6 protein-coding genes and 1 pseudogene are annotated in these 12,242 nt (G+C 63.9%); 6 read left to right on the forward strand and 1 reads right to left on the reverse strand.

Going from position 1 to position 12,242, the window contains the following annotated elements; all coding sequences use genetic code 11:
• The 6 genes and pseudogenes from RJ1_RS31355 to RJ1_RS48010 all read left to right on the forward strand — a co-directional run.
• Positions 1-379: response regulator transcription factor (locus tag RJ1_RS31355; protein WP_143169574.1), on the forward strand; the 379-nt coding region annotated here is incomplete at its 5' end.
• 77 nt (positions 380-456) lie between these two features.
• The gene (locus RJ1_RS31360; protein WP_073366403.1) at positions 457-3,123 is read left to right on the forward strand and encodes a LuxR C-terminal-related transcriptional regulator; all 2,667 of its coding nucleotides are present in this window, start codon (positions 457-459) and stop codon (positions 3,121-3,123) included.
• Positions 3,124-3,168: 45 nt separating this feature from the next.
• A complete protein-coding gene (locus tag RJ1_RS31365; protein WP_073366404.1) occupies positions 3,169-3,390 on the forward strand; it encodes a hypothetical protein in 222 nt (73 codons plus the stop codon).
• Positions 3,387-4,531 (forward strand): annotated as a pseudogene (locus RJ1_RS31370) (LLM class flavin-dependent oxidoreductase). Before RJ1_RS31365 ends, RJ1_RS31370 begins: the two are co-directional and overlap by 4 nt.
• 1,094 nt (positions 4,532-5,625) lie before the next feature.
• A complete protein-coding gene (locus RJ1_RS31375; protein ID WP_073366405.1) occupies positions 5,626-8,037 on the forward strand; it encodes a hypothetical protein in 2,412 nt (803 codons plus the stop codon).
• Between the two features lie 2,305 nt (positions 8,038-10,342).
• Positions 10,343-10,507 (forward strand): helix-turn-helix domain-containing protein, encoded by a 165-nt coding sequence (locus RJ1_RS48010; protein ID WP_240319599.1) that lies wholly within the window; start codon positions 10,343-10,345, stop codon positions 10,505-10,507.
• A gap of 1,066 nt (positions 10,508-11,573) precedes the next feature.
• Here RJ1_RS48010 and RJ1_RS31395 read toward each other — a convergent pair.
• Complete coding sequence (locus tag RJ1_RS31395; RefSeq protein ID WP_073366407.1) at positions 11,574-12,083, reverse strand: DUF4352 domain-containing protein; 510 nt, start codon at positions 12,081-12,083, stop codon at positions 11,574-11,576.
• Between the last annotated feature and the right edge of the window lie 159 nt (positions 12,084-12,242).

Consider the following 12,242-nt stretch of genomic DNA (forward strand, 5'->3'; position numbering starts at 1 on the left):
CCTCCGCAACGCCTCCGCCCAGTTCGAGGAAATGGGTGATCTTCTGTCCGCCATGGACGCCGCCGCGCACGCCGCCACCACCTACCGGAGCCGCGGTCGCAACGGCTCCGCCCTCACCGCCGCCGCCCGCGCCCAGCGTCTCGCCGACACCTGCGGCGGCGCCGATACACCTGCCCTGCGCGAAGCCCAACAGCCGTCACCGCTGACCGCCCGGCAACGCGAGGTCATCACCCTCGCCGCGCAGGGACTGTCGAACAAGCAAATCGCCGAAAAAATGACCCTGTCCGTCCGCACCATCGAAGGCCACCTCCACCGCGCTGCCCTCAAAACCGGTGTCTCCGGTCGCGGCGACCTCGGCGCCACCATCACCGGAGAGTGAATCGCAATGGCCGTACCAGATGACTCGCGACCCCTGTTCGGGCGTTTCTCCGATTCGCCGGTCGAAGGGTGAGGCACATGTTCTCTACAGCGGATCGGTGGCCACTGGTCGGGCGCGAGGAGGAACTGCACCTGATCAATGCCACGATCACCGGCACCGGCAGGCACGGTGGGATCCTCATTGCCGGCCCCGCCGGGGTGGGCAAGAGCCGACTCGCCCGAGAAGCGATCACCGGCGTCCGACCCGGCCGATGGGTACCGCGGTGGGCACGCGCCACCGCATCCGCCCGCGTGCTGCCATTGGGGGCGTTCGCCGAATGGATCGACGGCGGCACTGCAGACACAATGTCTGTTGTCCGCGGCGTCATCGATCACGTCGCCACCTGCCCACCAGGAGGGAAGGTTGTCGTCGGGGTCGATGACGCACACCTACTCGACGACCTGTCGGCGTTCGTCGTGCTCCAACTCGTCCAGCGGCAACTCGCCCCGGTCGTGGTGACCATCCGCACCGGCGAACCCGTTCCCGATGCGGTCACCACCCTCTGGAAGGACGGTCACCTCCAGCGCATCGAACTCCAACCACTCTCCGAAGAAGAAACCGGCGAACTCGTCACCGCGGTCGTCGGCGGCCAGCTCGACCCCTATGCCGTCCGCCGGCTATGGAACGTCACCCGCGGTAATACCCTGTACCTGCGCCATCTGGTCGAGCAGGAACTCGCCAGCGAACGACTCGCTCCGAGACGCGAGGCACCAGGACTCAGTGCCGGCGCGTGGGTATGGGATGGTCCACCCACCGCCTCGCCGGGACTAGCAGATCTCATCAGCGCACAACTCGACGCACTTCCCCCCGCGGTTGGCGCCGTCCTCGACGTTCTCGCCGTCGGCGAGCCGCTTCCCGTACAGATGCTGGCCGAACTCGCCGATTCCGATGCCGTCGAGGATGCGCACGCACTCGGGTTGATCACCGTCGACCGGTGTGGCCGCCACCCAGTGCGATTAGCGCACCCGCTCTACGGCGAAGCCCGCCGTGCCCGGGTGACACCTCTACGGCTGCGGCGGTTACAGGCCGAAGTTGCTGAAGCCCTTGGCCACGTAGACGATGTCGAGGTCCGCGACCTCGTGCGTCGCGCCGTGTTGATCCTCGAATCCGGGCTTCCGGCCGCCCCCGGCTTCCTCGCGGAGGCTGCGACGGCAGCACTGTCGTTGTTCGACGTCGAACTCGCGGTCCGCCTGTGCAAGGCGGCAATCTCGAACGGCGCCGGTTACGACGTCCACGTCATTCTGTCGGTAGCACTGATGCAGCTCAGCCGGGGCGAGGAGGTCGAGCAGGTCCTCACCCAGCTGCTCGCCCAGCCTCTCAGCGACGAGCAGATCGTGGACGTGACGGACCTTCGGATCGGGAATCTGCTCTGGATACTCAATCGTCCAGAGGAAGCCGAGTCCGCTCTCCTCGGTGCGAGAGAAGCGACGGCACCGCGAGTACACGGTGCGCTGACCGCCGGACAGGCAATCATCCACGCCTACCACGCGCGCCCACTCGATGCGGTCGAGGCCGCACGGTCGGCGCTGCGGGCGCCGGACCTGCCGGAACTATCCGGGATGTGGGCGCTGGGCGCACTACTGATCGCCCTGGGGGATATGGGACGGGCATCGGAAATTGCACCCATCGCGGCCCGCGTCTACGACCTCTTGAGCCGCTCCACACGGGTCTCGGTCGTTCGGCTCCACTTCAGCGAGTTCCACACTCGAGGGTTGCGGATGGCCGGCTACGTCCAGGAAGCCGCCGACGTCACAACGCGGATCTGCGCCGAGGTCGCCGATGTCCCCGGCTGGGCGCAGGGATTCTCCGCCATCCTCACGGGACTAGCCGAACTCCCAGCAGGCAACCTGGACGCGGCGCGGAAATGGTTGGAACAACGCTTCACAACTGGAATCCCCGTCGGCTACATCCCCACAATCTGGTATTGCGCGCTCGCCCAGGCGCAAGCGATGTCCGGAGACGCCACGAACGCGGCGCAAACCCTGCATGCCCTCGACGCCTGGGGCAGCACCACCATCCCGTATCTGAAGCCGGAGTATCTCCTCACCAAGGCCTGGGTCTCCGCCGCCGCCGGTGCCGTCACCGAGGCCATCGCCCTCGCACACCACGGCGCCCTCTGCGCGGCCGAACATCACCAACACGCCCACGAGGTGATGTGCCTACACACCGCCACCCGCCTCGGCGACACCACCACAGCCCACCGGTTGCACGAACTCGCAAAACAGATGGACGGTCCCCGCGCTCCAGCAGCCGCCCTGCACGCGGCCGCCCTTGCCGCCGGTGACGCGGACGGTCTCCTCGAGGCCTCCCAGCAGTTCGAGAAAATAGGAGACCCGCTGTCCGCCATGGATGCCGCAGCACACGCCGCCACCACCTTCCGTCATCACGGCCGCAACGGATCCGCCCTCACTGCCGCCGACCGCGCCCAGCGTCTCGCTGACGCCTGCGACGGCGCCGATACACCTGCCCTGCGCGAAGCCCAACAGCCGTCACCGCTGACCGCCCGGCAACGCGAGGTCATCACCCTCGTCGCCCAGGGACTGTCGAACAAGCAAATCGCCGAAAAAATGACCCTGTCCGTCCGCACCGTCGAAGGCCACCTCCACCGCGCTGCCCTCAAAACCGGTGTCTCCGGCCGCGACAACCTCGGCGCCATAGTCACCGGCGATCAGCCCCCTCCCGATCGTGGTCACCAACTGGAGTAGCCGACTACGCCACCCCACCATGCACACCGAACGCACCCTGAAATCATGACTCCTCCACTCACACCCCGCGAACAGGCGCTACGGCGACTGCCTCACCCCTACTCCCTCGCGCTACGGCTGCGCGACGCGGGCGTCGCCGACGACCAGATGTGCACCTACCTCGACATCGACACCCACGCCCTCCCGCCGCTCCTCGAGCTCGCCGACGCCAAACTCACCGCCGCACTCCGCACCACCCCAGAAACCGAACCGGAGGCACAACCATGAACGGCTTCAAAACCGGACTGATGGAACCCGGCGTCAATCCCCGATTCGCCCCGGACCTGCTGCTGCGCAACACCCGAGCGCACGCGGTCGCCGGCGGCGCCGATTCGATGTGGCTACCCGACCACCTCAACAGCCTTCTCCCCGCCTCGATCTGGAAACCCGCCTACACCGGTATAGCCAAGTTCATCCCGAGGGCGGATGCGTTCTACGAGCCCTGGACCACCCTTGGCTACCTCGCCGCCCGCAACAGGCTCGCCCGCCTGCGACTTGGTGTCGGTGTCACCGACGCCGGCCGGCGCAACCCTGCCGTCACCGCGCAAGCCGCCGCCACCCTCCACCTGCTCAGCCGTGGCCGCGCCATCCTCGGCTTCGGGCCCGGTGAGCGCGAAGGCAACGAGCCCTACGGCGTCGACTGGTCCCAGCCGGTCGGTCGCTTCGAGGAAGCCCTCGCCACCATCCGCGCCCTGTGGAACTCCGGCGGCACACCCGTCACCCGGGACTCGACGTTCTTCCCGCTGCGCGACGCCATCTTCGACATCCCACCCCACAACGGGACCCGGCCACCGATCTGGGTCGCCGCGCACGGGCCGCGGATGCTGCGCATCACCGGCCGCTACGCCGACGCCTGGTTCCCCAGCTACGCGCAAACCCCGAAGGAGTACGCCGAGAAACTCGCCGTCATCCGGGCCGCCGCGGACACTGCCGGCCGCGACCCCCAGACCGTCCTGCCCGCTGCCTTCTTCTTCGTCCTCACCGCCCGCACCGACACCCACGTCGACGAGATGATCAACTCGACACCCGCCCGAATCTTCGCCCTCTGCGCTCCCGCCTACGTCTGGGCCCGCCACGGTGTCGAACACCCCTCGGGCCCGACTTCACCGGCGCCCAGGACCTGCTCCCCCACACCATCGACGAACCCACCGCCCTCGACTACGCCGACCGCGTCCCACCCTCACTCGTCCGCGAAACGCTCCTGACCGGCACCCCCGCCGACATCCTCGACCAACTGGCCGAATGGCGGGACAACGGTGCCCGCTACATCGTCGTTGGAAACCTCAGCTCCTTTCACCCGCGACTGAGCGTCGGCCTCGCCTCATCGTTGCCACTGATCCAGATTCTCCGTGGTATGAAAAGGCTCTGAGGACAGTCACCGGTCGGATATGCAGCGATCATCCCGGACACGTTCATGACGCAAAGGCGACTTCGTCTCGGTCGACTCCTTGCAAACGTGGCTCGTGCGGGGGCAGTCCCCCGCACGCGCCCGGCTTCGATGATGGGGTGAGTGAGGTGCGCGCTGGTCGAATTCGTTACCGCCGTCCCGTCCTTCGACGCGATTACCGTCCATGAGTAGCGCCGACTGTTCGCAGCTCACTCCTCGGGTCGACATTCTCGGCCACCGAGCGAGCAGTACTGCGAATGTCGTCACGGACTGGTTCGACGTGCAAAGCACTAGTGACAATGTCAACGGGACGGAGGACGATCGTACTAGACCAACCAGTCTCTTCTAGGGGGTGACTACCAGTTCTGGCACCGACACCCCGCTTAGCATCATCCCCTTCGTAAACCTGCGTCCAGCCTCTGGGAACCAGCACCCATCACCATCCACGACCGAGGATTCTGCAGCCACAATCTCGGCGCTGCCACCGTCGCCGAGGCTGGGAAGTCCTCGGCATTTTTCAATTCCATTGATAGGGAACGATAATGGCACAGTCAGAACAAGAAGTCCGAAATGCAATCGCCAGGGTGAAGAACTCCCCGGCGCACGCAAGCAAAGAGGACTGGAATGTCGTCAACGACTTCGCACGCCAGGCGGGATCGTTGGGAAACTTAGCCCGTGAAGCGATCAAGGGCCGCTAGCTTGCAGGGTACTTTCTCACCCACCACAAATTCCGGGATGAAACAGCCCCGCCGCGATAGGGCCGCGACGTTCTCGATGAGGAGGCTCCTGAACTGACGTCGCATCACAGACCGGAGAGCTGATCGAAGCGGAGGTAATATTGAGCATCAGGGCGCTACGACGCGACCAGTGATGACGGGGTTTCCGATCTACGTTGGGCCGCAAACGTTTTCATGCATCTACCGAACTCTGATACCACACCCGGAAAACCCTATACGCTCGAGTCTGGTCTCTTCGGCGATTACTCAACGAGTGGATGCGTCGAGCATCTAGCGCAACCATGAGCAGTGACCTGAGGATGTCGCTTCTGCGGAAATGGCTCGTTAGAGGATGGAATCATGTTCGAGCCGAAGGAACTAAGAGAGGCAAAGAAGGAATTTCTCGCTGCGGTGAACGACTGCAGCTGGCTGGCCGCGAAAGGCCAGTTGGACGACCCGGACTTTCGCGAGGCCGCCACCTCGGTCCTTCGATTCGCCTCCAGCCGGTACCGAGCTGCAGGAGGCGATATCGAGAAGACACTCCGAAAAAATCGGTCGCTTGTGGAAAGCAAGTTCCAAGCCGTCGAACTTCACTATTTCAAGAGCACCGGGAACTTCCTCTTTGCGGACCATCGACAGGCAGCCCGCAACTTCATGGAAGATCTGGTCCGAATGGCCGGTCCCGTCGATCACGCCAGCGATCCGACCAGCGGCGCGCAGGACGATCATCCAGACGGAACGCCAAAAGTCCCCGGCGGTGAGGAACAGACTGTTCTACCCAACCCGCGACTGCCCGATATTGCCCCGGACCAGTGCGCCTACGAGATACTTAAGTCGGTCGGGCTCAGCTTTCTCGTATGGGGACCTGGCCGTCTTTCCGATTGCTTCCGCGCTATCGCCAACGTTGCTACGACATTCTTGTCCACCCGCACCAGTTCAGGTTGGGTCGGACAGTTTTCGGGCCAGTCGGACGTCTACTGGATGGCGTTCGAAGGACCGGAGGGATCTGGCGTTGCGGTATGCGTCGGGCCCGATAGCGATCAGGATTTCTGGTGGGCCGAGATCGCTGAAAAGCTACCCAATCTCGGTGGCCAGTGGCAGTGGGGGGTCGGCTCGCTCGAGGCCAGGGTACCGACCGAGTTCGCCAAGATGTTCACAGCCGCAACAGCGGTTCAACTGTGGACACTTCCCGGACTCGAGCACCTTACGCCGGCTGAGGAGACGGCTGAGCAGCCGTCTCCGACGCTGTCACCGATGTTCGGTCCGGTCCTCAACAGTTACCCCGAACGTATTCAACGATGGCAAGAGTTCGACGGTCTCAGGATTGGGCTGCAAGTTGTGGTCGCTCCATCGCGAGCCCAACTCGTTATCCTTCGACCCTGGGACAATTTCTTCGCCCTCCTTTCCCCGGTCGGGGCCCCTGTCGGCGGCGCGATACCCCCGGCGATTCGCGACCGTGTCGCCGGCCGCTACGAGCTCGTTGTGCGGGAAAACGACGTCATGTTGGTGCAGCCCCTGCCTGAAACCTCCGAGTTCTCACCGGAAGACACCTGCCAGAAAGCATTTCAGTTGGCGGACTACGCCGATGCGGTCACCCACCCAGATGCCGAACCGAACACAGCCGCAACCACATCGACGAACACTCATGTCCCGATGAGCTCCGACCGGCATGAACTCGGCAGTCAGGTCCGTCTCACCGTCGATGCGAAGGAAATGGGCCGGTACGAGGCGATCCGGAAACTCGACGAACGACGACACAAACCGAATCAGTCAACACGCACACCCGAAAATCGGCGTGCCAGTTCACCCACTGTGGCGCCGCCCTCCATGAGGGCTTCTCGCCGACGCACAGTCGTGATCGCCTCCCTGCTAGTTGCTGCAGCCCTGGTCATCGCGCTCGCCACGACACTTGTCGTCGGCCGGACCGAATCCACTGATTCCGCCCGCACCGCCACGGCCGCCGACGTCACGACCTGTACAACACCGCCCGCATTCAGTCCCACCAAATTCGAGACGGACGCCGCCGGCCTGCTGGTCACCATGCAAATCACCACAACCTGCCCCGGCGGTGACGTCCTCTCAAACAATGCACTCCGCCTCACACTCAGCGCCGGCGATACGAACATCGCCTCCGCCCTATTCGACCTGTCCGGAACACCCATCGCCGTGCCACCCAGGGACGACGCTGACATGACCGCGGCAACGCATGCGTTCCGCTTCCCCATCGGATCGTTCTGGAGGACCCCGGACACCATGCCCACCAGCGGCATCGACGTCACCTCCGACAACATCGGAACCGACCCAGTCACCTCCCCGACGACCGGCGACGACAGCGGCCCGAGCGACGCAACCGGACCCGCCGCACCGGCAACCGGCGACCCCGAAACGGCCAGTCTGGAAGCCCTCCAAGCGATCGCAGCCGCCGACCGGGAACCGGTACATGACCTGCTCGTCGACAAGTGGATCCCACAGCTAAGTTCGAAACGCCCAGGCCTGGTCGCCGAAGGCATCACCTGGAACAGCGAGGCCACCCTCCGAGAACACCTGCGCCTGCGCGCACAATACCCCGGGGTCCGGCTGCTATGGTCCGGTGACTGGAGTACCTTCAGCGCCCCCGACTTCTGGGTCACAGTCGCCGGCACCGTATACCCGGACCCAGACGCCGCCATCAGATGGTGCCAATCGCACGACCTAGACCGCGATCACTGTTACGGAAAACTCATCAGCACCACGCACCCAATCGACGGTAGTACCCGACTGCAGCCCGGCTGAGTAGCGGAACAGCGAAGTTACAGGTGAGCTCGCACCCGTGTGATCACATCGCGGCGACCGCGCTCCCAGATCCCACGCCCGGCCAGCCCAAAGCGGGCGAGTCCGGTTCTCTAATCCGCTGGCCGCGCGAGAGGCTGATGACGGTGCGAAACCAAGATTTCTTTCACGCCGGCGTTCTGTGCGGCTGCTTCATCCATGCAAGCGATCTCGCCCCTGCGGTCGGTTTCAAGCCGGTGTCAATGCGTACGGCTCGATCATGAGGCGGTCACCGAAGGCACCCCAGCGTGCCGGGTAGGTCTCACAGTCGAATTCAGCTCCACTGCCAATCATCAGTGCCCTGCGCACTCGTTCTGTCAACCGACGAAAGTGGGCATGTCGGCCCGAGACGCCGCAGCCGGGCGGCGTCTCGGGCCGTAGCAGGGCAAGGGTTCCCGAGCACGGCACTTACCGACACCGTGAAAATCCGCGCTCACGCGACCTAAGGGCCGGTCGGAAACTGTCCCAGCCTTTGGTTCACGGATCCCTCAGGGTCCGCTGGGAGGTAAAAATCCCAGCTCATAGCCTGATGGGCTCCGCCAGCCGGGTGAGGACAGTGCCCATTGTCGCGGCGGCCGTTCCAGAACAGCGACAGGCACCTTACACAGAACCGCCAATTGTTCTGTGTCGTATTGGCAGCTTCCGGAATTTGAACAGGCATGATCGTCTCCTTTGTATGCGGATCACTACTTCGTTGAGACCGTTCAGGACTCACGGAAAAGTATTACGAATCTGTATGCCGTCGCGCGACCGGGGAAACCCTGGTATCTGTCGCATCTCAGTAGAGCGGCTGCCGATTGTGGAAGTCCCAAGACAAATGCAGAACGGCCACCAGATCGCCCCGTAGCCCGCACGATCGCCGCCAGTTTGTCCTCGGCATCCACCACTGCCGCGCCCTCGTCGTCGATCCCACTATCAATCCAGGCTGAGTTGCATCACTCGAACCAACGAATACGACATTCGATCGGCGAGCGGATCATCGTTCCGGCTCGCGCTCCCCACCCTCAGATCGACCACCTCGGCGTGGCACGCCAATAGACGTAGATGGCGGGTCGAGGAGTGCAGGCACGGGACATCCAATCCGAGTTGAAGTACTCAACTACTCCAGACAGGGCCCGCCCCGACCCACAAGCTTCTTGTGTAGCCAAAGCAGAACAACGCCCGCGCGACGCAACCCGCACCAGGAGCACAGCCATGACCGCCCATCCCCGACCCACCTGCCGAACCACAACTGATAGGCATCATCCACGACGCACTGCGCCGAGACCTCGGGCGCACCTTGGACGCTCTGTCCACCCGCACCCCGATCGACCCCCGCCGACGCACCGTCCTTGCAGATCACCTCACCTGGACCCTCGCCTTCCTCCGACACCACCACACCAGCGGATACGAGAACCTCTGGCCTTTCGTCCCCGGCACGCTCCCTCCTCAGCGCCGCAGCTCGACGATCTGACTACCAATCATGCTCGCGTCCACCGGGCAGCCAACGCCGTCGAACGCACCGCGAGCACCTACCGACACATCGGTACCCTGGCAGCGCGCGACGACCTGCGCGGCGCCATCGAACGACTGTGCACCGTGCTGCTACCCCAACTCGACCGCGAAGAGCGCCACGCCTCCCTCGCCGCGGACACGCTTACCCCACACGAATGGGCCACATGGCTCCACCATCATCCCCTCGGAACAACTTCCCCCACCGAACTCACCCGCGAAACCAACTGGCTAACTGACACCCTCGACCCAGTCGACGCCAATACATCACGCACCGACTTTGCCCATGCCGACGATCCATTCGGGCCCTCTCGGTCAGGCGCGAGTACCGCTACCGAACCCGATTGCTGTGGACACCAACGACTCCGTGAACATCACGGATCAGGGCGATCCTCCGAATCTCGATTAACCACATTCGATCCGATTCGTCCAGGACAGTCGTCGCACTCGCCGGCCCGACCGTTGCGGGCTAGCCACCCTCATCAACTCTTCACCCCCGCCACAAGAGAGCGGTAGCCCGAGAGAGCTCCAGACTGACAGTGCTACAACATCATTGGACGCCGATTGTGTTCGATTCGAACCGAACACGATTTCCACAACAACGACTGCGAAACCGACAACCGCATAGCGCACGGGCGGCGGGTCCGCCCTTGAGATTCCCCCAGAGCCGGGGGCAACCGACACTATTTGAAAGAGAACCATTATGCATGCCTCCGGAAACGAAACCAGGTCGCCCGCTGACCGACCAGCCCATCCCTCCACTCACAGCTTCATCGACTTGCTCACCGCCAAGGAACAGCAGGTCGCCCGGCTCGCCGCTGGCGGCGGCAGCAACCGGGACATCGCCGCCCAACTATTTCTCAGTGTCAAGACCATTGAAATGCACCTCGGGCGGGCTATCGCAAACTCGGCGTCGGTTCCCGTACCCAACTCGCTAACCTGATTCGAAATGATGTAGTTGCATGACGGCATCAGAATCCGGGCCCGCGAAACTGCTCGTCCGGCAGACACCAGGGACAATCCAAAGGCACGGTGTCCGACGTTTTCGCTGACAGTCAGGGTTGCCCGGTCCAGACACATTACACCGGTCATCGGGCATGGCAGTGCACGCTGACCGGGCCTGCGGTACAGGCAGTGGATCGAATCGGTTCGACGCGGTCCCAGCCGACGGACGGCGAACAGCAAGGGCCGCCAGGCGATGCATCGTCCCTGCGACACTTGCCGCGATCAAGGGAGTACCGGTCGCAACCACTCGGCTGGAAATCTGCTCCGCGGCCAACCGCGCATTCTCCCGCCTACCTCGCCCGCGAAGAGCGTGAACTCGCGGACGTCTAAAGTCATCAAATACATTCGCAATCGAAAGCAGTGGGTTTCCACGGCTAGAGGTGTGGATCGAAACTCGGTATCGGCACTTTCCGCGCCGACGAATGAGTGATGACGGCCCGCGCAGATTGATCCGAGGTTCAGCCGCGGCTGTCTTGCAGGCCGACAGTGTCCGTCGACGACGATCCCAGAAACACCGTGACTCCATCTCTGCCTGACCGGCGTACCGCGATCCCACTGAAAGCGGCCACCTTTGCTCGTTGAGAGAATGCTGGAGCACCCAGGTACCCCCCCGACGGGTAGCCAGCAGCACCTTGCCCTTGATGGCCTTCAGCACACCCTGACGGGTCATCCTCAGCCCGTCGGCGGCCTCCTGCACCGACACCAGCGGCGGGAGGTCCATCGCGTCGGTGAGGCGGTCGAAATCGGCGGTGGTGAGCACTCGCAGCGACCGCAACGGCCACGGGTAGGTCCCCAGGACCGCTAGCGCCGTCGAGGTGGCCTGGCGCACCGATTCCGCGGGAATGGTGAACACAACCTCGGCGTGACCGAGTTCCGAGCGCGCGGCCCCGCCGCTGTACTCGGCGATCGGGCCAAGCAGGGCGTCGGCGTTTTCCTCGCCGAACGTCGCATCCAGCTCCGCGACGACGTTGTAGGACGCCGTCATCGGCCAGTCGGAGCCGGGTTCACGCCGTCCAGTAGGCCTTAGGCGGGTTGATCGTGCCGTGGTAAAGCACGATCTTGGTAACAGTCGCGCCGGGCGGAACGTCAAAGGCAATGTCGCCCTGGCGCCGTTCCCCCGCGATGAGTTGTCCGGATTCGTCGAGAATCCCTGGTTCCGATAGGTCCAAGTTCTCCACTTTCGTGCCACCGTCCGTAAGCGCGAAGAAGGACCCGGGGATGCATGTGCCCTGTTTGGTGGCGATAGTGACCTCGACCAGCACCCTGCCGGAGGGCTCCACGAGGTTCGCCGATCGTGTAATCGCTGAGCCCCTGGCGAATCCCTTTCTGACGATCTGGAGCGTCTGGCCGAAGGTTGTCGTGGGCGTCGTGTCGGCGGGGATCGTCACCGTCGGTGATGCGTTGCCGCTCTCACCGGCGGATTGTTCGCCCCTCGGCTGCTGATCCCCTGAACAGCCACCGATCACGAGGAATACAGCAAGGATGGTGCCGACGACAGCAGTTGAGCGGCGCATGAGTCCTCCACAGAATGAGCCCTTCCATGCATGTATCGTTGCCGTGGACCAGGCGTTTCGGGCTAGCCAGAATTGAGGGACGACCGCAGGGTCGAGACGCCGCGGTGTGCACGCACTCGGTCGATCACGGACTACCAAAGGGACACACCCAGACCCAGT

This window comes from Rhodococcus jostii NBRC 16295, assembly GCF_001894825.1.
Classification (GTDB): Bacteria; Actinomycetota; Actinomycetes; order Mycobacteriales; family Mycobacteriaceae; genus Rhodococcus_F; species Rhodococcus_F jostii.